Source organism: Clostridioides sp. ZZV15-6597 (assembly GCF_020657815.1).
GTDB lineage: Bacteria > Bacillota > Clostridia > Peptostreptococcales > Peptostreptococcaceae > Clostridioides.
On the sequence record NZ_JAGWCT010000066.1, the window covers coordinates 1 to 23,160 of the forward strand.

The following is a 23,160-nucleotide window of genomic DNA, read 5'->3' on the forward strand; positions in this document are numbered from 1 at the left end:
ATTATAAATTTTAAAAATTAGAAACGACATTTTAACTAGTATTAATTGTAAAAAACACTATATAATACTCAATTTTCAACATTCTATACAATTATACAGAAATTATACAGCATAATAATCATCAAAATAACAAATTTTAAAAATTAGGTAAAACTTTTTGTCGAAGTTCAACGTCTATATATATGTAGTGAAGATTATGATTCTAAAATACTACAAAAATATAAATGTAAAAATATAGTAATATTGGAGGTCGAACGATGAGAAATAAAAAGAAAAAAATAAATAGAAAGAAATTATATTTGCTTTTAAGTGCCATAGTAGTTTGTTTAGCATTTATAATAATTGGTATACGAGTTAGTTATATGAATATAAAAGAAGATGAAATTAGTAGAAATGCTAAACTATCAAGTTCTACTATTACAGATATAATATCTAATACATCAGCAGAAGTTAGTAAAGGGCCTAGTAAAAGTTCTGGAAAAGTAGCATACATAACTATAGATGATGGTCCATCTAAATTTACTGACCAAATGATAAAAACTTTAAATAAATATAATGTTAAAGCAACTTTTTTTATGATAGATGGAAATATGAAGGAATATCCACAGCAAGTTAAAAATATAATTAAAAATGGGAACACAGCAGGTTTTCATAGTGTATCTCATGATATTCATAAACTTTATGTTACTAGTACATCAGCAAAAGATGAATTTGATACGAATGATCAGACTCTTTATAGTATAACTGGTAAACATTCAAAAGTAATAAGAATTCCTTATGGAAGTAAACCATATACTCCACAAGCTTCATATCAAGCCTTAGTTGATGCAGGGTATAAAATTTGGGATTGGGATTTAGATACTGAAGACTGGAAATCTAATTCTGCACAAATTGTACAAAATGTAAAAACTCATATTAAGAATAGAAAAGGTGAAGATAAGGATCAACTTGTAGTTTTAATGCATGAGAAAAAACAAAGTGCAGAAGCTTTAGATTCAATTTTAAAATTTTTATCAGATGAAGGCTATGAATTTGCAGCAGTAGAGCAAAATCAAATACCAAAAAATTATTGGTTACGCAATTTAGAATAGTAAAAATAAAAAAATGTTGATTAAGAGTTTTAAAAATTGAAAATAAAAAATGAGTGAGGTGTAAGTGTTTTGAATAAAAAACTTTGTATAGGAATGGTCGGAATACTATCTTTAATGATGGTTGGTTGTAATAAAAGTTTAGCTAAAGTGAATGATGTAGAAATCACAAAGGCGCAATATGAAAAAACAAAGGCAGTCTTATCTGCTACTAATAGTTATATAAATGGTCAATCTTTGGATGAAATGGAAAAAAGTTTGGATAAAAAAGGTAGAAATAAACTAGAAAATGTTATAATATCGTTTATGGTGGATAATGAACTTTTATATCAAGAGGCTAAGGATAAAGGATTAACTCCAAGTAAAAGTGATATAGACTCAAAATATCAAGAACTAGAAAATGAAATTAATTTGAATACAAGCTATAAAGAAAAAATGGACAAAGCAGGTGTAGATAAGGAATATTTAAAACAAATAATATCTAGAGATTTAGCCATAGACAAAAGTAAAAAAGCCTTTGAAAATAAAATAAATATAAGTGATGCCGAGATGGAATCTTATTATGTAAATCATAAAAAAGATTTTAATGTAGAAGAAGTAAGTGCTTCTCAAATATTGATATCAACTTTAGATAAAAATAAAAAAGAAGTAAGTAAGGATAAAAAAGAAGCTTTAAAAAAAGAGGCCGAGAGTATATTGACTAAAATCAAAAATGGAGAAAGTTTTGAAGCATTAGCTAAAAAATATTCCGATGACAAAGCGACTGGAAAAAATGGAGGGCAGCTAGGATATTTTTCAAAAAATGATAAAAATGCTGAATTTACAAAAGAAGTATTCAAATTAAAGAAAAATGAGGTTTCAGGTGTTTTTGAAACTAGTTATGGATATCATATAGTCAAAGTTACTGATAAAAGAGAAAGACAAAAAAGTCTTAATGAGTGTCAGAGTTTAGTAAGAGAATCTATTTTAAACGAAAAATATATTGAGCACATAAAAAAATTGAACGAAAGTGCAAAAGTAGAGAGATAGAATCTATAAAAACTCAATCCTAGCCTGTAGCCGGAGGGAGATTTTACAGGAATGTTTAAGAGTTTAAAGAGAAGGAAAGTTGAGAGATACATTATCGATAATAAAGACTCTTTTTATAGAATTGCATATAGCTATACAAAAAATGAGGAAGACGCCTTAGATGTGGTTCAAGAAGCCATGTATAAGGCTTTATATTCAGTAGAAAACCTTAAAGAAGTAAATTATATAAAAACATGGTTTTATAAAATTCTAGTTAGAACGAGTATAGATTTTATTAGAAAAAACCGTAAATATAACAACATGACAGATATCACTCTTATAGATGAGACAGGAGAATATGACAAGTATACTGATTTAGACCTAAAAAAAGCGTTAGAAGAATTACCTATTGAATATAAATCTATTATAATATTGAGATTTTTTGAAGATTTAAAGATTGAAGAAGTAGCAATAATATTGGATGAAAATGTGAATACTGTTAAAACTAGGTTATATACTGCTTTAAAAAAATTAAAATTAAAAATTGAAGAGTAGGGATAAAAAGAATGACAAACAAAGAAAGGTTAGATAAGTTAAGAGATGAGTATCATAAAATTCCAATACCAAAGAAACTAGATACTATAATAAATCATAAGAAAATAAAAGATATATATTGCGAACAAAATAAAAAGATAAATAGCTGGAGATTTAAAGTTATTATGGCTTCAGCCTGTATGTTTATAGTATTAGTAAATATAAGTCCTGTATTTGCAGATAACTTTTCTAAATTACCTATAATCGGAGGATTAGTAGAAGTAGTAACTATAAAAAATTATAGTTTAAAGAACGAAAACTATGAAGCTAAAATTGATATTCCTAAAATACAAGGTTTAAAAGATAAAAATTTAGAGAAGAGATTAAATAATAGTTTTATGGAAGATGGAAAGAGGCTTTATGATGAATTTCAAAATAGAATGGAAAAAATAGAATTATCAAAAAATAAGGGGCATAAATACTTAAGTTTAAGTTACAGTGTTAAAAATAATTCTAAAGATTTTCTATCAATAGAAATGACAAAAAATGAAATAGAAGCATCATCATATGTGAGTAAAATACATTATAATGTTGATAAAAAAAGACAAATAGTTTTAACTTTACCTATGCTTTTTAAGGATGATAAATATATAAAAGTTATTAGTGATAATATAAAAGAACAAATGCGAAATCAAATGAAAAATGACAGTACAAAATCATATTTTATAGACCAAGGAAAAGATTCTCCTGTTAAAGATTTTAAAATAATAAATAAATATCAAGATTTCTATCTTAATAAGAATGAAGACCTTGTAATTTGTTTTGACCAGTTTGAAGTAGCACCTGGTTATATGGGTTCAGTAGAATTTGTAATCCCATATAAAGTAATAAAAGATTTGTAAATAGAATAGTAATTTATATATAAATATATTAAGGAGGTTAATATGAATACATATAAAAAACTTAAAGAATCTATATTTAAAATTGCTGTGATTTCAGTGTGCCTACTTGTAGCATTAGTAAATGTAAATCCTATATTTGCAGGAAGTTCTTCTAATAAACTTGTAAAAAATAATCAGATAAAAGTAATAAATGCTAAAAATTATAGTCTAAAACAGGATAATTATGAAGTTAATATTAGAGTTCCTAAGATAGAAGGTTTAAAAGATAAAGATTTAGAGAATAAATTAAACAATGAATTTATGGAAAATGGGAAAAAGCTTTATAGTGAATTTCAGAATAAAATGAAAAAAGAAAATAATAAAGGTCATAGATACTTAAATGTAAGTTATAGTGTAAAAAATAATTCTAAGGACTTTTTATCTATAGAAGTTAAAAAAGAAGAGATAGAAGCTTCTTCATATGTAAGTAAAACGCATTATACTATTGATAAAAATAGAGAAATACTACTAAATTTACCAATATTTTTTAAAGATAGTAGATATATAGATGCTATAAGTGATAATATAAAAGAACAGATGAAAAATCAAATTAAGAAAGACAATACAAAATCATATTTTATAGACCAAGAAAAAGATTCCCCAGTAAAAAATTTTGAGTCTATAAATAAGTATCAAGATTTCTATTTTAATAAAGATGGAAACCTTGTAATTAGTTTTGATGAATATGAAGTGGCTCCTGGTTATATGGGGCCAGTTGAGTTTGTAATACCAGACAAAGTAATAAAAAATTTAAAGTAGACATATAGAAGATTTTTAAATAGACAGGTAAGGAGAAATATATGAATATATATGAACAAGCGATAAAGTTAATAGAAAATAACGAGGACTTTGCATTTGCTACAATAACTTCTCACTCAGGTTCAACACCACGTGAAACTGGAGCAATGATGATTGTAAAAAGTGATGGTTCTATATTTGGTTCTGTAGGTGGAGGAAGTGTAGAAGCAACATGCATAAAACATTCAATTAATGTTATAAAAAATAGAGAGTCAATGTTGTATAAATTTACTCTAAATAAAACTGATATAGCAAAGCTTGGAATGATATGTGGTGGTACTGGAGAAATACAGATAGATTTTATTGATAGTAAATTGAAGAGTAATTTAGAAAGATTTAATAAAAACTTAAAAGAAAATATAAGTAAAGCATATATATTTGGGGCAGGTCATATTTCAAAAGATGTAGCAGTAATATTATCACTTTTAGAATTTAGGACAGTAGTAATAGACGATAGAGAGGAATTTGCTAATTCTGAAAGATTTCCAGATTCAGAGGTAGTAGTTTTAGATTCTTTTGAAAATATACCAGATTTTCCAATTGATGAAAATAGCTATATAATTATTTTAACAAGAGGTCACTTGTATGATTCAAGTTCACTGGAATGGGCTCTTAAAACGAATCCTTGTTATATAGGTATGATTGGAAGTAGAACAAAAATTGGATTGACGTATGAAAAACTTATGAAAAATGGGTTCAGTAAGGAAGAACTAAATAAAGTACATGCGCCAATAGGAATAAAATTAGATGCTCAGACACCAGCAGAAATAGCTGTATGTATAGCAGCTGAACTTATAAATTGCAGGGCAAATAAGGAAAAAAGAAATTAATGAACATGATAAGTAAAGATTATGAGATTCTAAATGTTAGTTTTAAAAATAAAGAAATAGAAGCAGCTTTATTTTATAAGAACAGAAAAAATATTTGTATAAAAATAGACTCATTTGGTAAAGTAATTGTAATAAGTCCTCCTAAAGTTTCTAAAAAAACAATAAGAGACATAATACTTAAAAAAGGAGATTGGATACTTAAAAAATCTTCTGAATATAAAGATAGAGAAGAAGTATATAGAGAAAGAACATTCATGACAGGGGATAAATTTCTCTATCTTGGTGAAGAGTATTGTTTAATTATAAATGAAACTTTGGAGGCTTGTGTTAAAAAAAGTAATTGTAAAATAAATATTGATGAATCTAAAATAATTGTTCAAACCAATGATACAAGTAAAGACTTTATTAAAAAATCTTTGAAGTACTGGTACAAAAAAGAAAGTCAAAGAATCGTCTCAGAAAGAATAGATTATCTTAAATCGAATTGTGATATAATGAAGCAACTAACACCAGTTAATGTAAAAGTAAAAGAACAAAAAAGTAGGTGGGGGAGTTGTACATCTCAAAAAAATATTTATATAAATTCAAAAATATCTATGGCGAGGTTAGATGTCATTGATTATATAATAATACATGAATTTAGTCATTTATTACATATGAATCACTCAAAAAAATTTTATGATTTGGTAAAAAATATTATGCCAGATTATAAAGATAAAGAAAATTGGCTTAAAAAAAATGGGTATAAGATAACAATATGAAAACGATTATTTCAAAATATGGATTTAAAATATAGAAAAATGATTATTTTGAAGAAAATAAATAATCTGAAAATTTTAAAAAAGTCGTTGACATTATAAAAGATAGATAATATAATCTATATTAACAGCAAAACAAAGTTAAAAAATAAAATAAATAAAAGCAATGACAGAGACAACAATACTAATGGAGTTATCCACAGAGAACCAATGTTGCTGAGAATTGGTGTTAACAGTAGTATAATGATCACTCTGGAGCTTTTGTACTGAATATATTTTAGTAAGTACAAACGTCTGCCAACGTTATATGGCTAAGGTTAAGGTAATCAATTACCCGACCTGAAAAAAGAGAGGTAGATGTATTTTTTATATCTACAAATAAGGTGGTACCGCGGAATTTAACTTTCGTCCTTATAAGTAATATTTATATTGCTTATAAAGACGAAAGTTTTTTTAATTTAAGCAATATAAAAGATTAATCCATATAAAATAATAATAAAAAAATAAGGAGGAGTTTTTTATGGAAAATACTGTATATGCTAAATTAAACCAAGGGATAGATTCTTTTTTAAGAGTGGCAATGACACTGAGAAGAAGAGAAGTTGATATACAATCAATAAGTATGACTGTAGATAATATGAATAATTCAGGTATAAAATTGATAGTAAACGAAGAAAAGACATCTCTAGATAGTGTCTTAAATCATATGAAGAAACTACATGATATAAGAGAAATAACTGTTGAACAGGTGAGACACTAATCAAACATGACTTATAAAAATTAAAAACAAATATGAAGAAACTAATGTTTAAATAAAAACTAAAGATAAATATTAAATGAGAAAAATCTTAGATTGAAAATACGATTATCATTGAAATTATAAAGTAATTACAAATTTTAAAAACTGAAAATTATAAATATTAAGATTATTAAAAATTATAAGTATTGAGATTCTAAAGATTAAAATTCTATAAATTAGAAAATAAAGTTTGTTAAGTAATATAGAACTAATGATAATGAGTATAAATTTCTAATAAAAATAAATATCATAAAATAATTAAGAGAAAATATTGGGAGGAAGTAAAGATGGCAAAGATGTATTATGAAAATGATGTAAATTTAGAGGTTTTAAAAAATAAAAAGGTTGCAGTTTTAGGATATGGTAGTCAAGGTCATGCACATGCACAAAACCTTAGAGATAATGGTGTGGATGTAGTGATAGGGCTTTATGATGGAAGCAAGTCAGCGCAAAAAGCAAAAGAGGATGGATTTGAAGTAAAGAGTGTGGCAGAAGCTACGAGAGAAAGTGATTTAACAATGTTGTTAATGCCTGATGAAAAGCAAAAGAAAGTTTATGAAGAAAGTGTTAGAGATAATTTAAAAGAAGGTCAGACACTAGCATTTGCTCATGGATTCAATATACACTATAATCAAGTACAACCACCAGAATTTGTTGATGTTGTAATGGTAGCTCCTAAAGGACCTGGTCACCTAGTTAGAAATGTATTTACTAAAGGAAGTGGAGTTCCAGCATTGTTTGCAGTATATCAAGATTACACTAAAAAAGCCACAGAGACAGTTTTGGCATATGCAAAAGGAATAGGAGCTACAAGAGCAGGCGTTTTAGAAACTACTTTTAAAGAAGAAACAGAAACTGACTTATTTGGAGAGCAATCAGTACTTTGTGGTGGTATAAGTGAACTTATAAAGTTAGGATATAAGACACTTGTAGATGCAGGGTATCAAAAAGAAGTAGCATATTTTGAATGTCTACATGAAATGAAACTAATAGTTGACCTTATATATGAAGGTGGATTTGAAAGAATGAGATACAGTATAAGTGATACAGCAGAATATGGAGATTATGTATCTGGTAAAAGAGTAATAACTGATGCAGCAAAACAAGGTATGCAAGATGTATTAGAAGATATACAAAATGGAAAATTTGCTAAGGCATGGATTAAAGAAAATGAAGAAGGGCGTGAGAACTTCCTAAAAACTAGAGAAGCAGAATATACTACAGAAATAGCTGAAGTTGGTAGAAATCTAAGAAGTATGATGTCATTCTTGAAATAAATATATTAAATGGATTAGTTTGAGGGAAAGAGTGGTGCATAGTAGTGCGTATTAATGGAGCAAAGGTAATTTTAGAATGTTTGAAGAAAGAGGGCGTTGACACAATATTTGGATATCCTGGTGGAGCAGTAATACCTCTTTATGATGCTCTATATGATTATCTAGATGATTTTAAACATATAAGGACTTCACATGAACAAGGTTTGGTTCATGCAGCAGATGGATATGCAAGAAGTACTAATACAGTGGGGGTTTGTTTTACAACGTCTGGGCCAGGAGCAACGAATGCTATAACTGGTATAGCAACAGCTTTTATGGATTCTTCTCCTATGGTTGTAATTTCAGGTCAAGTTCCAACTAGTTTATTGGGTAAAGATTCTTTTCAAGAAATTGATATAACTGGAGCAACCCTATCTATGACAAAGCACAATTATCTAGTTAGAAATACTAAAGAGTTAGTATCTACAATAAAAGAAGCTTTTAGAGTTGCAAACTCAGGAAGAAAAGGACCTGTACTTGTAGATGTTCCAAAGGATTTATTTTTAGCAGAGATGGATTTTAATGATGAGGATTATGATTTATGTCAAATAGATGAGTATATGGATTATAAGGATGATTTTGACTTAGATGATGAAAACAACCTTAAGCTTTTAAAAGATGCAGTAGATATAATAAAAGAGTCCAAAAAACCTATAATCTATGCTGGTGGGGGAGTTAAATCTTCAGATAGTGAAGAAGTTCTTGTAAAATTTGCAACGAAGATAGATACACCTGTATTAAATACACTTATGGGGCTTGGAAATATAGATAGAAAAAATGAACTATCTCTTGGTATGGTTGGAATGCATGGAAGTAGAGAAAGTAATTTGGCACTTTCTAATTCAGATTTAGTGATAGCAATAGGTGCAAGATTTAGTGATAGAGTAATAAGTAAAAGTTCTGAATTTGCTAAAAATGCAAAAATAATACACATAGATATAGACCCATCTGAAATAAGTAAAAATATAAAGTCCAATGTATCTTTAGTTGGAGATGTAAAGATGGTTCTTAGTTTACTACTAGAAAGGGTTGAAAGTAAGGACAATAGCAATTGGAAAGAGGAAATAAAGACCTTTAGAAAAGGTGAGGGTGTAGAGGAAAAAGAGTTCCATCCACAAAATATACTTAGAAAAATAAACGAGAAATATGAACAATTGGGAAATCCAACTGTAGTTGTTACTGATGTTGGTCAGCATCAAATGTGGTCTGCTAAGTATTGGGACTTTAAAGGAAATAAAAGTTTTATAACATCAGCAGGTCTAGGAACGATGGGATTTGGTTTAGGAGCTGCTATTGGAACTAAAGTTGGTAACTTAGATAAAAATGTAGTTTTAGTCACTGGTGATGGAAGCTTTAGAATGAACTGTAATGAGTTAGCTACAGTTGCAAATTATAATGTGCCTATGCTTATTTTGTTGCTTAATAACAGAACTCTAGGAATGGTAAGACAATGGCAGAAATTATTTTCTAATCAAAGATACTCTCAAACTGATATTAATGAAAATGTAGACTATGTTAAGCTTGTAAATGCTTATAATATAGATGGATATAAGGCATGTGATATGGATGGATTAGAAAGAGCTTTGGATGCAATAGATTTTAATAAACCTGTATTTTTACAATGTGATATAGATAAAGACTATGATGTTTATCCTATTGTAGCTCCCAATGATGCATTAGAAAATTTGATATGTAATTAAAAATTGATACTGAATATTGATAAAGTTTTTTATTAAAATTTTATTGATATTCAGTTTTTTATTTTGCAATAATCTTAAGTATAGACTAATATTTTTTAGTTTTGTAATAATTTAATGCATGTATGATAAAGTATTGATTAAATATTAATAATGGAATTTAGAATAATAATGTAATTTAAGTAAATAATAATTTTGAATAATAATTTACGGAGGTATTCATATGTTTAAGCATGATAAAGCTTTATTAAAAGAAGTAAAAGTAGAAAGACCAAACCCTCAATATGCTGTTTTGATGCAAGAACAGTTAGGTGGTGGAAATGGAGAATTAAAAGCAGCAATGCAATATTTAGCTCAAAGTTTTAGAATAAAAGACCCTCAAATAAAAGATTTATTTCTTGATATAGCAGCAGAAGAACTTAGTCATATGGAAATGGTAGGTCAAACTATAAATTTATTAAATGGGCATGATGTTGATTGCAAAGCAGTTGATACAGGGGAAATAGAAACGCATGTCTTAACTGGATTATCACCAGTATTAATAAATTCATCAGGAGCTCCATGGACTGCTGATTATGTTACAGTTACAGGAGATTTAGTAGCTGATTTACTTTCAAATATAGCTTCTGAACAAAGAGCAAAGGTAGTTTATGAGTATCTATATAGACAAATTGATGATAAATATGTAAAAGAAACAATTGACTTTTTGCTTAATAGAGAAGAAGCGCATAATGCTTTATTTAGAGATGCTTTAAATAAGGTTAAAGATACAGGTTCAAACAAGGATTTTGGAGTTACAGAAGATTCTAAGCTATATTTCGATTTATCAACTCCAGGACCAAATCATGATACTAAGATAGATATCAATCCTCCTTCTTTTGAAAAACCTTTAAAGAAATAGCTTGATATTTATTGTATTGTTTTGTTTTGGTAGGTATTTTAAAAATTATTTGCCTAGAGGAATTAAGTATATAAAAATCTAAATATATACAGTTAAAAGTGGGTATACACTTATTATAAGTGTATATCTATTTTTTTATTGCAAAACATATAACAAAATAATAAATGAGGTGGTATTATGTCAACTAATAAAAAACCTAATAATTTAATAAATGAGAAATCTCCATATCTTTTACAACATGCATATAATCCGATAAATTGGTACAGTTGGAATGAAGAAACTTTTAAAAAGGCAAAGGAAGAAGATAAACCGATATTTTTAAGTATTGGATACTCAACTTGCCACTGGTGCCATGTTATGGAAAATGAATCTTTTGAAGATGAAGAAGTTGCTGAAATAATGAACAAAAACTTTATAGCAATAAAAGTAGACAAGGAAGAAAGACCAGATATAGATAGTGTGTATATGACAGTTTGTCAAGCAATGACAGGTAGTGGTGGATGGCCAATGACCATAATAATGACTCCTGATAAAAAACCTTTTTTTGCAGGAACTTATTTTCCAAAATACTCAAGATATAATAGACCAGGCGTTATAGATTTATTGGAAAATGTATCTGAAAAATGGAATACAAATAAAGATATGCTTATAAAATCTGGAAATGAAATAGTAGAGGCTCTTAAAGATGATTTTGGAGTAAAAAATACAGATGGTGATTTATCAAAAGATATGTTAAGTTCATCAGTTGGAATATTTAAAGCTATTTATGATGATAAATATGGTGGTTTTGGGAATGCACCTAAATTTCCAAGTCCTCAAAATCTTATGTTTTTGATGAAATACTATAGTATAGAAAAAGATGAAGATGTATTAAAAATGGTGGAAAAAACTTTAGATGGAATGTACAGAGGAGGTCTATTTGACCATATTGGATTTGGTTTTTCAAGATATTCCACTGATAAAAAATGGTTAGCACCTCATTTTGAAAAGATGCTATATGACAATGCTATGCTTACAGTTGCTTATTTAGATGCATACAAGATAACCAAGAAAGAGCTATATAAAGAAATCGCGATAAAAACTATAGATTATGTAATTAGAGAGATGCAAGATAAAGAAGGTGGATTTTATTCAGCACAAGATGCAGATAGTGAGGGAGAGGAAGGTAAATTTTATACATTTAATCCACTTGAAATAATTGATATATTAGGTGAAGAAGATGGAAAATTCTTTAATGATTACTTTGATATAACTAATAGTGGAAATTTTGAGGGAAAAAGTATTCCTAATCTTATAAAAAATAAAGAATACGATAAGTATAATGAAAGAATAGCTAATTTGAGTAAAAAGGTATTTGAATATAGGAAAGAAAGAACTTCTTTGCATAAAGATGATAAGATACTGACATCATGGAATGCATTGATGGTAGTAGCTTTAGCAAAGGCTTATAAGACTCTAAAAAATGATACATATTTGGAGTATTCAAATATGTGTCTTGATTTTATAAATAATAATCTTGTGAATAAAGCAGGTAGATTATTAGCTAGATATAGAGATGGAAGTGCTGATTATTTAGCGTATTTGGATGATTATGCATTTTTAATATGGGCATATATAGAACTTTATGAATCAACATTTGATATAAAGTATTTAGAAGAAGCATTAAAATTAAATGAAAATTGTATTGAGCTTTTTTGGGACTATGAAAAAAGTGGATTTTACCTATATGGTAAAGATAGTGAAAATTTAATAGCAAGACCAAAAGATTTGTATGATGGAGCTATTCCATCAGGTAACTCTGTACAATTATATAATCTTATAAGACTTGCAAAGATTACTGGTGATAATAAACTTGAAGAATTGTCATATAAGCAATTAAAACTTTATTCAGATAGTGTAAAAAATTCACCAACTGGATATAGTTTCTATATGCTTTCATTAATGTATGAACTTTATCCTACAAAGGAAATCATATGTATTTTAAAGGAAAACTCTGATTTGATTGGTTTTAAGACTTTAGTAAGTGAAAATTTTGTACCAAATGCAACTTTTTTAGTAAAAAAATACAATGAAGAAAATACTAAGATAGGTTTTTTAAATAATTATAAATTAAAAAATGACAAAACTACTTACTATGTATGTCAGAATAATAGTTGTAGTCAACCATTTAATGATTCACAAAAACTAAATGATATAATTTCTATGAGAGACTAATTGTAATGTTAAAAGAACTCAGTATTGATACTTGATACTGAGTTCTTTTAATAAATAATAAGCATTAATTTAATTGTCTTTAGTCCTTAAATCAATATGAAGTAACCTTTAGACTTTATACAAATAAATACTCTGTTTTACTCTTAAGAAAGTTAATACCTATTTTAAATTATAGAGGTTATTAGTCCTTTTTATTTACTCTATTTCTTCTTTTTGAGAATTCTTTAAGTGCTTCAGATTTAATTTTATCTATTTCTTCATCTTCTACAAAGTTAGCATCTTCTTCGAATCCATCTTGTTCTTCGCCATTAAAACGATACATTTTTTTTAGTAAACTCCACAAAGTTTCCAATTCATCTTGAGTAAACTCATGAAATACATCTGCCATAAAGTTTATTCCAACTTTACCACATTTTATCATAACTTGTTTTCCTAAATCTGTAACTTTTACATTAATCGCTCTTTTATCATTTGGACTTGGAATTACTTGAACATATCCGTTTTTTTCAAGGTTAGCAACTATTCTATTTATATTTTGTTTACTTGTACCCATTTTTCGTGCAATATTATTTAATGTTGTTTCTTCTTCTGGCAAGTGAAGAATAGATAAAATAGTCATATATTGTCTTGAAGTAAGTACATCAAAATACTTATCACCTTCTATTTGTATTTTGTTTGTAAGAGTAAAAAGAGTTGCGTATGTTTGATTCATTAGAAACAATTCTTTCAATTCATTTGAATAATCCATAAAATATCTCCTTTATATTTAGATATTATTTTGACGAAAACAGAATATCACGAATTGAATATAATGTCAATATGATGTCCAAGTATAGTTAAATGTTCTTTCTAAATAATTAATATTCAATAACTAAATTATTATATAGTTATTTAGAGAAACACTTGTATAGCAATTTATACTAATAATTAATAAGTAAGAAACTCATATAGAACATTTTTGACTTGAAAATTGTAGTAATATAGTATATAAGTTAATATGTTGAATAAATTCAGGCTGGAGGAGTAACTATGAAGTGTACAAATTTTACTTTCAAAGGAAAAGAAGATTTAGATATATATACATATAAATGGGAAGATGAAAGTATAGAAGACCCAAAGGCAATTGTACAAATTGCCCATGGAATGGCAGAAACTGCACAAAGGTATGAAGTTTTTGCTAAAGAGCTTACTAAAAATGGATATATAGTGTATATAAATGACCATAGAGGACATGGAAAAACTGCAAAGACAGTAGAGAATGTTGGGCATCTAGCTGAAGAAGAAGGTTTTAGATGTCTTGTAGAAGATATGAATACTTTAACAAGTATTATAAAAAAGGAAAATAAAGATTTGCCAATTTATTTGTTTGGACATAGTATGGGGTCATTTGCTAGCCAAAGATACATAATGGATTACAGTGATAATTTATCTGGTCTTATATTATGTGGTTCAAATGGACAACAAGGTATCATTCTAAATTTTGCTAACCTAATAATTAATCATGAGATTAAAAAGCATGGAAGAAATTCTCGAAGCAATAAAATAAATGATTTAATATTTGGAGGAGAAAGCATAAGAAGAAATAAAAATACTAAATTTGATTGGTTAAGTAGAGATAAAGAACAAGTTGAAAAATATATAAATGACCCATTTTGTGGGGTTGTATGTACTTGTGGCTTTTTTTACGATTTAGTACAAGGATTAAAAGAAATAGAGGATAAAGAAAACTTAAAAAAGATACCACTTGATATTCCTATTTACATAATATCTGGAGATAAAGACCCCATAGGTAAAAATGGTAAGGGTGTCTTGAGACTTAGAGATAGATATATAAATCTAGGAGTAAAAGATGTAACATGTAAACTCTATAAAGATGGAAGACATGAATTATTAAATGAGATAAATAAAGAGGAAGTTTTTGAAGATGTTATTTGTTGGTTAAATGAAAAAATAGGAATTTTGTAGTGCAGTAATATATGAATGATATATAAATAAAATATTAGTATTAGACTCAGTTTTATATAGCTATTTGAATGAGCTAGTTTTTGCATATAAAGAACAAAAAAGAGAGTATCTCAAAATGATTTTTTATCATAAATGAAATACTCTCTTTTATTTTCTTACTTTAAAGTAATGAGTATATCGAAATCTTAAGAAAATCTTTTGTTTTAAAGCTATATTTTCTTAAGAAAATTAAGTTAATCTATAAAAAGAATAAAAAATATTTAATTTTTTTAAGAAATAAAACAGAGTTTAACGGAGGTAGTAGATATGAATAAAATATTAAGTGTAGAAAATATAAAAAAATACTATAAAAGTAGAGGGAATACTACAAAAGCTCTTGATAACATTAGCTTTGAAGTTGAAAGTGGAGAGTATATTGGTATTATGGGAGCTTCTGGAAGTGGTAAGACTACTTTACTGAATTGTATTTCTACCATAGATAAAGCAACAGAAGGTAGTATTTATATAGGAAATCAAGAGATAACTACTATGGGTGAAGATGAATTATCTAAATTTCGTAGAGAAGAATTAGGGTTTATATTTCAAGATTTTAACTTATTAGATACACTTACAGCACATGATAATATAGCTTTGGCTTTGGCTATCAATGGAATTAACCCAAAAAAAATAGATACTAAAATAAAAAATATAGCAAATAGATTAGGGGTTTATGAAATTCTTAATAAATACCCATATGAAATGTCTGGTGGACAAAAGCAAAGAATAGCATGTGCAAGAGCTATAATAACAAATCCATCACTAATATTAGCGGACGAGCCTACAGGTGCTTTGGATTCCAAGTCAGCAAAAATGTTTTTAGAGAATCTTGAAGTTTTAAATGAAGAATTGAAAGCTACAATATTAATGGTTACGCATGATGCTTTTACAGCTAGTTATTGTAAAAGGATATTATTTATAAAAGATGGAAAGATATTCAATGAGTTGGTTCGTGGTAATAATACAAGACAAGAATTTTTTGATAGGATAATAAAAATAATATCACTTCTTGGAGGTGATGATAAAGATGTTTTTTAATAAAAATAATGACTATGTCTCTAGAGTATCAAGTGGCGCATTTAAAAAATTAGCTCTAAATAATGTAAAAAAGAGTATGAAAAATTATCTGATTTACTTTATAACTCTTGCATTTGGAGTTACTATTTTATATACTTTTAATTCTCTAGACAATGATATAGCAATACTTGGTGGCAATGCTTTACTGAGTTCAAGTATTGGATTAGTTAGAGGCATTGTGGGTGTTTTTTCAATTGTAGTATGTATGATATTTGGCTTTTTAATTGTATATGCCAATAATTTCTTAATGAAAAAGCGTAAAAAAGAGTTTGGTATATATACGATTCTTGGAATGGATAAAAGAGATATAAATAAATTAATGTTTAAGGAAACAGTGATAATAGGTATATTTGCTTTAATAACAGGCATCATGTTTGGAGTATTTATTTCAAAAGGACTCAGTATAGTTGCTTTGAAAATGTTAGGGGTATCATCATCAGGATTTTCTTTCTCAATATTTACAACTGTCAAAACGGTAGTATTTTTTGGAATTGTATTATTATTGGTTAATAAATTTAATAAGAAAACAATAAACAAATATAAGTTAATAGACCTATTAAATGCAAATAAAAAGAATGAGGTTTCTATTGCTAGAGGGAAAAAATCTAACTTAATATTATTCTTTTTCTCTATTGTGTTAATTGTGACATCATATATATTACCATTAAAAGTAAAACCATCTACATTTATATTAGGGATATGTATAATTCTTATGTTAGTAGGTACTTATTTCTTTTTTATGTCAGTATCTGATTTTATAATGATAAAAATAAAGAAGCATAGACGTGTATATTATAAAAATTTAAATCCATTTGTAATAAGTCAAATAAGTAGTCGTATTAAGACAATGAGTATGTCTATCACTGTAATTTGTTTGCTATTATTTTCTTCCATGATAGTGATACCTTTTGGTATATCATTTGGTAAATACTTAATAACTGATTTACAAGAAGCAACTCCTTATGATGTAACATTATCTAGACTTTTTATGGATGGAGATAATATTGTTGAATACAGTACAGAAAAAAGTAATATAAACAGTGAAATACCTTCACTTAAAGATACTTTAATAACAAATAAATTACCTCTATCTTCATTTTCATCTAGTACAAGTGATTTAAGGATATATTCTTTAAAAGATATAAGTCAGTATGATTTTGCAATTGATGAGAGTGAAAAAACAACTGAATTGAAAAATAATAAACTTGCTATTGTTTCACTTAGTGATTATAATGCTACCAGAAAACAAAGTGGATTAGAAGAAATAAAATTAAATAAAAATGAATTTGCAATAAGCTGTGCTGTAGAAGACTACAGAGCATTTTATGAAAAATATATTAATAGTCAATCAAAACATATTACAGTAAATGGAGTAAAGCTTAATTTAAACCAGACAAATCTATATACTAATTCTTATAATACAAATGTAGTTCCATTAGATAATGGTACTTTAATTGTGCCTGATATTGTAGTAAAAAACTTAAATCCTACTATGATTACATTAAATATTAATTATAAAGAAAAAAGTAATAGTCTAGAAAATAAATTTATGGAAGCATACTATAAATTCCAAAGTAAAGTTAATAATTCTGATGACTATAGTATTGACTATAAATCAGTTATAGATGGAGAAAAAAAAGCTTTAAATACTGCATTTTCCTTTGTAGCAATATATATAGGTGTTATACTTCTAGTATCAGCAGGTGCAATATTAGCACTACAACAACTTATGGAATCAACAGTCAATAAAGAAAGATTTAAATTATTAAGAAAGCTTGGTGTAAATAAAAAAGATATGAAGAAAGCTATATTTGCACAAGTATTTATATTATTTGTAACTCCTTTAGTGTTAGCTATTATAAATGCTCTATTTATATCAAAAGTGTTATTTATCGTAGTACCAATTATGGCAGGAATGGGAGTTATCACAAATATGTTATTAACAATGAGTATTGTCCTAATCATATATGGAATCTATTTTATCTCAAGTTTCTTTGAAAGTTTAAATATAATAAATGAAAGCATGTAAATAAATTAAGTTTTTGAATAGATTTACCTACTTTAGGTTAGCAAGATAAGATTTTGACTTATAATTTAACCAATAGTTAAATTATAAGTCTTTTGTTAACTTTACCTCAATTTACTAATAAATGCTTTTTTAATATACTTAAATTAAGAGATATACATTAAGGAGGTATATATGCGAATTAAAATAGGTGAAGTCATACAAACACTGAGAAAAGAAAAAAGTTTAACACAAGAACAATTATCAAAGTTTATAGGAGTGTCAACACCAGCAGTATCTAAATGGGAAAGTGGAAATTCTTATCCAGATATAGAATTATTGCCAGTATTAGCAGATTTTTTTAATGTATCTGTTGACAAACTTTTAAACTATAAAGTAGATTTAAGTGAAGAAGAAGCAATGAAAGTTTATAAAGAACTAGAAGCAATTCTTGCTAAAGTAGAAATTGATTTATCAACAGAAGAACCGCTAGAAGAATTTAAAGAAGATTTAGAATCTGTAGAAAGACTTGCTAATATGTATATGGAGAAATATCCTCAAAGTTATCTGCTAAAGTTAAAAATAAGTTCGCTATATCAAATGTACTCATATAAATTTGGTAAAGATAAATTCAATAATAAAATTAAAGAAACAACAAATATTCTTGAAGATATAGTGAGAAATACAGATGATATTCAGATTAAAGAAACAGCACTTATTATTTTATCAAATGCATATTATATGTTAGATGATTACGAAAAGGCAGAGTTATATTTAAATATGATACATAAACCAATAGGAGACACAAGTGTTAATTTAGCTATGATATATTTAAGTCAAAATAGATTAGATGAAGCAGAAACATTACTTCAAAATAAATTATTTAGCGATGTATTTAATACAACTCTGGATTGTAAAGGATTAATTAATGTATGTAAAAATAAATATAAAGAATTAAAAAAAGAGTTAGATGATGGAAGTTATGACAAAAAAACAGCAGAGAAAGAAATGGAATATATAAAAAATAAATCATTAGGATATGCAAATGTATCTTTAGAAATAAAGAAGAAATTTAGTGAAAATAGGGGAGCTTTTTTTGGAATATACATGGACTACATAGAGCTATCTTTAAATCTCTTATTTTTTAATATGAAAGAAGAAGCTAAAGAAGCTTTATATGGTCTAAAAGAAATATTAGAAAAATATCCTCTACATGAAAGTTCAGATACAAGTCAAATGACGTTTTTTGATAAAGTAAAATCTAAAAATTCATATACTTTTAATGTATATACTAATTTACTCATCATGTTTAATGATAATAGTTTTAATGAATTAAGAGAAGAACCAATTTTTGAATCTATAATTGAAAGTGTTTCAGAATTGGAGAAAATGTTAAAAGATAAATAATGAATAAATATTTAGTGTGACAACCTAAAATTATAAAATAAAAAGCTAGAAAGTAGGATACTTAATAAAGTAAATATCTTATTTCTAGCTTTTTATTTTATAAAATAAGTTATCAAACATAGAAATTTAATTTGTATGAAATAAGTCATTAACCGTAGAATATAAAAAAATTATGAATAAAACAAATTTAGAAGTTACAAAAAAGTTACATAAATTTAGAAAGTTATAATATACATATATAATATAGGATTAAAACTGTAATAAATAAGTTAATTTAAAATTTGAACATGAAAGGGGAAATATTATGGAAAAAAGAGAAAAGAAAATAATAATATCATCTTTATTAAGTGTATCAATTTTAATGAGTTTAGTAAGCATATATTCTATATTAAATAAAGAAGAGATAAGTCTAACTGTTAAAGGCCAAGAACAAAAAGTATCTTCATTTAAAAAGACAGTTGAAGAACTTTTGGATGAACAGGGAGTGAAATACAATTCTGAAGATAAAATTAATCCAAGTTTGAATACAGAATTAAAGGATAATATGAAAATTAAGGTTGTTAAAGTAACTAAAAATCAAAAAGAAGAATTTGAAAAAATACCATTTGACACAAAACATGTGAATGATAGCAATTTAGTAAAAGGAAAATCTAAAGTCTATCAGGAGGGAATAGAGGGAGAGAAAAAACTAGTCTATAATTTAACTTACCATGATGGGGAACTAGTCAAAAAAGTCTTATCAAAAGAAGTAATTTCTAAAGAACCAACTGCAAAAATTATAAAAAATGGAACTAAAGAAAAAGTCTTAATTGCATCAAGAGGAGCAAATACAAGAGGAAGAAAACATATGAGAGTGGTTGCTACTGCATATGCAGGAGATACTATAACATCTACTGGTACAACGCCAAGATGGGGAGTAATTGCAGTTGACCCAAATATAATACCATATGGAACAAAAGTATATATACCTAGATTAGGTATGACATTTGTTGCAGAAGACTGTGGAGGTGCAATTAAAGGTAACAGAATAGATATATTTATGAATAGTGAAGGAAAAGCATCTAATTGGGGAAGACAGAGTTTAGATATATATGTATATTAATTTAGTGAATATAATAACTTTACTTAGAAGGAAAAAAAGTATAAAATATGAATTAATTAAACTGTTAGACTATTCTTGAAACAGAAAAAATATAGCTAAGGGGGGGATAAGATGAAAATAGTCTGCTTAGGAGACAGTTTAACATATGGATTTGGTGTATCACGAAGTAATTCATGGACAAACATTGTGAGTCAAGAGACTAGATTAGAAATAATAAATAAGGGTATAAATGGTGATACAACAAGTGGTATGTTAGTTAGATTTAATGAAGATGTTTTACAGAATTCTCCCGATATAGTTTTTATAATGGGTGGTACTAATGATTTTATTGCTGGAGCAGGAAATGAAGTTATTAATTCTAATATAATGGCTATAGTGCATCAAGCATATGCTAAAAATATTATACCAATAATAGGTATACCACTTAAACCAGATATTCCAAATGTTAGGGAAGATTGGAGTAGATTTACGGATTTTAATACAGTATCAAAAAAGTTAGAGTCATACAATTATTGGATAAAAAAATTTAGTGTGACATTTAATACTGATTTTGTAGATTTTTATTCTGAATATAATAAAAGTATGGAAAAGGAAGGATATAAAAAATTATATTTTGATGGATTACATCCAACTAAGGAAGGTCATAGAATAATTGCAAATATTTTTATTAAGTCAATTAATAAGTATATAGAAGAGTCATGATTGTATAAAAAAGATTTATCTATGAAATTATAATAAATGGATAAAATAGGGAGGATTTTATTATGGATTATACTAAAACTTATGAAGAATGGGTAAAGAGTTCATATTTTGATGAAGATACAAAACTAGAATTAGATAAAATAAAAGATAATGAAAAAGAGATAGAAGATAGATTTTATAAGGATTTAGAATTTGGAACTGCTGGTCTTAGAGGTGTAATTGAAGCAGGAACTAATAGAATCAACAAGTACACAGTTAGAAGAGCTACTTTTGGATTGGCAAACTATATACTAGAAAATACTACAGAGGAAGAAAAAAATAGGGGTGTAGTAATAGCTCATGATAATAGACATAAATCTAGAGAATTTTGTATAGAATCTGCAAATACATTAGTAGCGTGTGGTATAAAGGCATATATATTTGATAGTTTAAGAACTACTCCAGAATTGTCTTTTGCTGTTAGAAATTTAAATGCAATAGCAGGGATAGTTATAACAGCTAGCCATAATCCACCTGAATACAATGGATACAAAGTATACTGGGAAGATGGGGCACAAGTTATGCCAGATATTGCAAATGCAATAACAGAAAAAGTAAATAACATACATGATTATAGTATAATACCAACTTTAAGTGAAGCTAATAAAAATTTAGTAGTCTTATTGGACGAAACACAGGATACTGAATTTATAGAAGCTGTAAAAAGTCAAGTTATAAGAAAAGATTTAGTAAAAAGCGTAGGTAAAAATTTTAAAATAGTTTATACACCTCTTTGTGGAACTGGCAATATTCCAATAAGAAGAGCATTAAAAGAAGTAGGATTTGAAAACATATTAGTGGTTCCAGAAGAAGAAAATCCAGACCCAAATTTTGCAGGGCTTGATTACCCAAATCCAGAAGAGAAAAAAGCTTTAAATAGAGGAATATTACTTGCAAAAGAAAAAGGAGCAGACCTTGTAATAGCAACTGACCCAGATTGTGATAGAGTAGGTGTAGCTGTAAGAACTACTACAGGTGAATATGTATTACTTACAGGAAATCAAATTGGTGGAATGTTGACACACTATATAATAGAAGGCTTAAAAGAAAATAACAAATTAAAAGAAAATCCTACAATGATAAAAACTATAGTTACATCAGAATTTGGAGCAGATATAGCAAAAGAAAATAATGTTGATGTACTAAATGTTCTTACAGGTTTTAAATTTATTGGTGAAAAAATAAAATTATTTGAAGAAAATAAAGATAGAAATTATGTATTTGGATATGAAGAAAGTTATGGTTATTTAGTTGGAACTCATGCAAGAGATAAAGATGGTGTTGTTTCATCATTATTAATATCTGAAATGGCAGCATTTTACTATTCAAAAGGTATGAGCTTATATGAAGGCTTAATAGAACTGTATAAGAAATATGGATTCTTTAAAGAACAGACTATATCTTTAACTTTAAAAGGTATAGAAGGTGTGGAAAAAATAAAAGAGATAATATCTTATTTTAGAGAAAATCAAATTGATTGTATAAATAATATAAAGGTAATTGATAAAAAAGACTATAAAAATGGTGTAGATAATCTTCCTAAGTCTGATGTTTTAAAATATTTCTTGGAAGATGAGTCTTGGGTAGCTATAAGACCATCAGGAACAGAACCAAAGCTGAAATTTTATATAGCTGTAAAAGGAACTAGTGATGTTGAAGCAGAGGAAAAGCTTAGAGGTTTAAAAGAATATATAGATATTATGGTATCAAAATTAAAATAAAACAGACTAAATTGCTACATAGAATAATAATAAATGAGTATTAAAAGATGCAATTTTATTTGTATTTAAATAAAAGCATTATAAAAAACTGACTGACATTTAACTGACAGTCAGTTTTTTATTTAAAAAGTATTTTACTAAAATTATTATTTTAATTATTTGTTTTGATATTTTTTTGTTATATTTGTAATGAATGATTTATTAAATTCTATACAACCGTAT

Annotated in this window: 20 protein-coding genes and 1 other annotated feature; of the genes, 19 read left to right on the plus strand and 1 reads right to left on the minus strand. The window is 26.8% G+C overall.

All coding sequences use genetic code 11. From position 1 onward, the window contains the following. Positions 1–257: 257 nt before the first annotated feature. From KGF52_RS14045 to KGF52_RS14100, 12 genes are all read left to right on the plus strand, one after another. Positions 258–1,091, plus strand: coding sequence for a polysaccharide deacetylase family protein (locus KGF52_RS14045; protein WP_227827410.1), 834 nt, complete (start codon positions 258–260; stop codon positions 1,089–1,091). Between the two features lie 69 nt (positions 1,092–1,160). Beyond that, a complete protein-coding gene (locus tag KGF52_RS14050) occupies positions 1,161–2,117 on the plus strand; it encodes a peptidylprolyl isomerase (protein ID WP_227840598.1) in 957 nt (318 codons plus the stop codon). Positions 2,118–2,168: 51 nt separating this feature from the next. Continuing rightward, complete coding sequence (locus KGF52_RS14055; protein WP_227827412.1) at positions 2,169–2,651, plus strand: RNA polymerase sigma factor; 483 nt, start codon at positions 2,169–2,171, stop codon at positions 2,649–2,651. A gap of 11 nt (positions 2,652–2,662) precedes the next feature. Further along, positions 2,663–3,532 carry an anti-sigma-V factor rsiV gene (locus tag KGF52_RS14060; protein WP_227840599.1) on the plus strand — a complete coding sequence of 290 codons (870 nt, stop codon included), beginning with the start codon at positions 2,663–2,665 and terminating at the stop codon, positions 3,530–3,532. Positions 3,533–3,574: 42 nt separating this feature from the next. Then, complete coding sequence (locus KGF52_RS14065; protein WP_227840600.1) at positions 3,575–4,330, plus strand: DUF3298 and DUF4163 domain-containing protein; 756 nt, start codon at positions 3,575–3,577, stop codon at positions 4,328–4,330. Between the two features lie 41 nt (positions 4,331–4,371). After that, positions 4,372–5,199, plus strand: a complete 828-nt coding sequence (locus KGF52_RS14070; RefSeq protein WP_227827415.1) for an XdhC family protein — start codon at positions 4,372–4,374, stop codon at positions 5,197–5,199. Further along, on the plus strand, positions 5,199–5,960 hold the full coding sequence (locus tag KGF52_RS14075) for a SprT family zinc-dependent metalloprotease (RefSeq protein ID WP_227840601.1): 762 nt from the start codon (positions 5,199–5,201) through the stop codon (positions 5,958–5,960). Before KGF52_RS14070 ends, KGF52_RS14075 begins: the two co-directional genes overlap by 1 nt. A 154-nt stretch (positions 5,961–6,114) precedes the next feature. After that, positions 6,115–6,373: a binding site (T-box leader), on the plus strand. A 104-nt stretch (positions 6,374–6,477) separates the two neighbouring features. Beyond that, on the plus strand, positions 6,478–6,717 hold the full coding sequence (locus KGF52_RS14080; protein WP_227432962.1) for an ACT domain-containing protein: 240 nt from the start codon (positions 6,478–6,480) through the stop codon (positions 6,715–6,717). 296 nt (positions 6,718–7,013) lie between these two features. Next, positions 7,014–8,033 (plus strand): ketol-acid reductoisomerase, encoded by a 1,020-nt coding sequence (gene ilvC / locus KGF52_RS14085; RefSeq protein WP_413840692.1) that lies wholly within the window; start codon positions 7,014–7,016, stop codon positions 8,031–8,033. Positions 8,034–8,083: 50 nt separating this feature from the next. Further along, positions 8,084–9,772, plus strand: a complete 1,689-nt coding sequence (gene ilvB / locus KGF52_RS14090; protein ID WP_227840611.1) for a biosynthetic-type acetolactate synthase large subunit — start codon at positions 8,084–8,086, stop codon at positions 9,770–9,772. Between the two features lie 220 nt (positions 9,773–9,992). After that, the gene (locus KGF52_RS14095; RefSeq protein ID WP_227840603.1) at positions 9,993–10,670 is read left to right on the plus strand and encodes a manganese catalase family protein; all 678 of its coding nucleotides are present in this window, start codon (positions 9,993–9,995) and stop codon (positions 10,668–10,670) included. A gap of 177 nt (positions 10,671–10,847) precedes the next feature. Continuing rightward, entirely contained in the window at positions 10,848–12,884 is a 2,037-nt protein-coding gene (locus KGF52_RS14100) for a thioredoxin domain-containing protein (RefSeq protein ID WP_227840604.1), read from the plus strand. A gap of 181 nt (positions 12,885–13,065) precedes the next feature. On the opposite strand, the gene KGF52_RS14105 is transcribed toward KGF52_RS14100, so the two are convergent. Next, positions 13,066–13,632 carry a MarR family winged helix-turn-helix transcriptional regulator gene (locus KGF52_RS14105; protein WP_227827420.1) on the minus strand — a complete coding sequence of 189 codons (567 nt, stop codon included), beginning with the start codon at positions 13,630–13,632 and terminating at the stop codon, positions 13,066–13,068. A gap of 281 nt (positions 13,633–13,913) precedes the next feature. Here KGF52_RS14105 and KGF52_RS14110 point away from each other — a divergent pair, with 281 nt between their 5' ends. The 7 genes from KGF52_RS14110 to KGF52_RS14140 all read left to right on the plus strand — a co-directional run bounded on the left by KGF52_RS14110 (position 13,914) and on the right by KGF52_RS14140 (position 22,938). Continuing rightward, complete coding sequence (locus KGF52_RS14110) at positions 13,914–14,849, plus strand: alpha/beta hydrolase (protein ID WP_227840605.1); 936 nt, start codon at positions 13,914–13,916, stop codon at positions 14,847–14,849. Positions 14,850–15,155: 306 nt separating this feature from the next. Next, positions 15,156–15,923 (plus strand): ABC transporter ATP-binding protein, encoded by a 768-nt coding sequence (locus tag KGF52_RS14115; protein ID WP_227840606.1) that lies wholly within the window; start codon positions 15,156–15,158, stop codon positions 15,921–15,923. After that, positions 15,913–17,991, plus strand: coding sequence for an FtsX-like permease family protein (locus KGF52_RS14120; RefSeq protein ID WP_227840607.1), 2,079 nt, complete (start codon positions 15,913–15,915; stop codon positions 17,989–17,991). The genes KGF52_RS14115 and KGF52_RS14120 overlap by 11 nt, the downstream gene beginning before the upstream one ends. Before the next feature lie 171 nt (positions 17,992–18,162). Further along, on the plus strand, positions 18,163–19,374 hold the full coding sequence (locus KGF52_RS14125; RefSeq protein ID WP_227840608.1) for a helix-turn-helix transcriptional regulator: 1,212 nt from the start codon (positions 18,163–18,165) through the stop codon (positions 19,372–19,374). A gap of 304 nt (positions 19,375–19,678) precedes the next feature. Beyond that, positions 19,679–20,476 (plus strand): 3D domain-containing protein, encoded by a 798-nt coding sequence (locus KGF52_RS14130; protein WP_227827425.1) that lies wholly within the window; start codon positions 19,679–19,681, stop codon positions 20,474–20,476. A 111-nt stretch (positions 20,477–20,587) separates the two neighbouring features. Beyond that, positions 20,588–21,178, plus strand: coding sequence for an SGNH/GDSL hydrolase family protein (locus tag KGF52_RS14135; protein WP_227840609.1), 591 nt, complete (start codon positions 20,588–20,590; stop codon positions 21,176–21,178). A gap of 62 nt (positions 21,179–21,240) precedes the next feature. Next, positions 21,241–22,938, plus strand: a complete 1,698-nt coding sequence (locus tag KGF52_RS14140) for a phospho-sugar mutase (protein ID WP_227840610.1) — start codon at positions 21,241–21,243, stop codon at positions 22,936–22,938. The last annotated feature ends 222 nt before the right edge of the window (positions 22,939–23,160 follow it).

What these genes read in the sequence shown, in the direction of transcription:
- KGF52_RS14065 (WP_227840600.1), top strand. Translation starts at nt 3,575, where the DNA reads ATGAATACATATAAAAAACTTAAAGAATCTATATTTAAAATTGCTGTG.
- KGF52_RS14130 (WP_227827425.1), top strand. Translation starts at nt 19,679, where the DNA reads ATGGAAAAAAGAGAAAAGAAAATAATAATATCATCTTTATTAAGTGTA.
- KGF52_RS14075 (WP_227840601.1), top strand. Translation starts at nt 5,199, where the DNA reads ATGAACATGATAAGTAAAGATTATGAGATTCTAAATGTTAGTTTTAAA.
- KGF52_RS14060 (WP_227840599.1), top strand. Translation starts at nt 2,663, where the DNA reads ATGACAAACAAAGAAAGGTTAGATAAGTTAAGAGATGAGTATCATAAA.
- KGF52_RS14070 (WP_227827415.1), top strand. Translation starts at nt 4,372, where the DNA reads ATGAATATATATGAACAAGCGATAAAGTTAATAGAAAATAACGAGGAC.
- KGF52_RS14095 (WP_227840603.1), top strand. Translation starts at nt 9,993, where the DNA reads ATGTTTAAGCATGATAAAGCTTTATTAAAAGAAGTAAAAGTAGAAAGA.
- KGF52_RS14100 (WP_227840604.1), top strand. Translation starts at nt 10,848, where the DNA reads ATGTCAACTAATAAAAAACCTAATAATTTAATAAATGAGAAATCTCCA.
- KGF52_RS14045 (WP_227827410.1), top strand. Translation starts at nt 258, where the DNA reads ATGAGAAATAAAAAGAAAAAAATAAATAGAAAGAAATTATATTTGCTT.
- KGF52_RS14120 (WP_227840607.1), top strand. Translation starts at nt 15,913, where the DNA reads ATGTTTTTTAATAAAAATAATGACTATGTCTCTAGAGTATCAAGTGGC.
- KGF52_RS14055 (WP_227827412.1), top strand. Translation starts at nt 2,169, where the DNA reads ATGTTTAAGAGTTTAAAGAGAAGGAAAGTTGAGAGATACATTATCGAT.
- KGF52_RS14110 (WP_227840605.1), top strand. Translation starts at nt 13,914, where the DNA reads ATGAAGTGTACAAATTTTACTTTCAAAGGAAAAGAAGATTTAGATATA.
- KGF52_RS14080 (WP_227432962.1), top strand. Translation starts at nt 6,478, where the DNA reads ATGGAAAATACTGTATATGCTAAATTAAACCAAGGGATAGATTCTTTT.
- KGF52_RS14115 (WP_227840606.1), top strand. Translation starts at nt 15,156, where the DNA reads ATGAATAAAATATTAAGTGTAGAAAATATAAAAAAATACTATAAAAGT.
- KGF52_RS14125 (WP_227840608.1), top strand. Translation starts at nt 18,163, where the DNA reads ATGCGAATTAAAATAGGTGAAGTCATACAAACACTGAGAAAAGAAAAA.
- KGF52_RS14140 (WP_227840610.1), top strand. Translation starts at nt 21,241, where the DNA reads ATGGATTATACTAAAACTTATGAAGAATGGGTAAAGAGTTCATATTTT.
- KGF52_RS14135 (WP_227840609.1), top strand. Translation starts at nt 20,588, where the DNA reads ATGAAAATAGTCTGCTTAGGAGACAGTTTAACATATGGATTTGGTGTA.
- KGF52_RS14105 (WP_227827420.1), bottom strand. Translation starts at nt 13,632, where the DNA reads ATGGATTATTCAAATGAATTGAAAGAATTGTTTCTAATGAATCAAACA.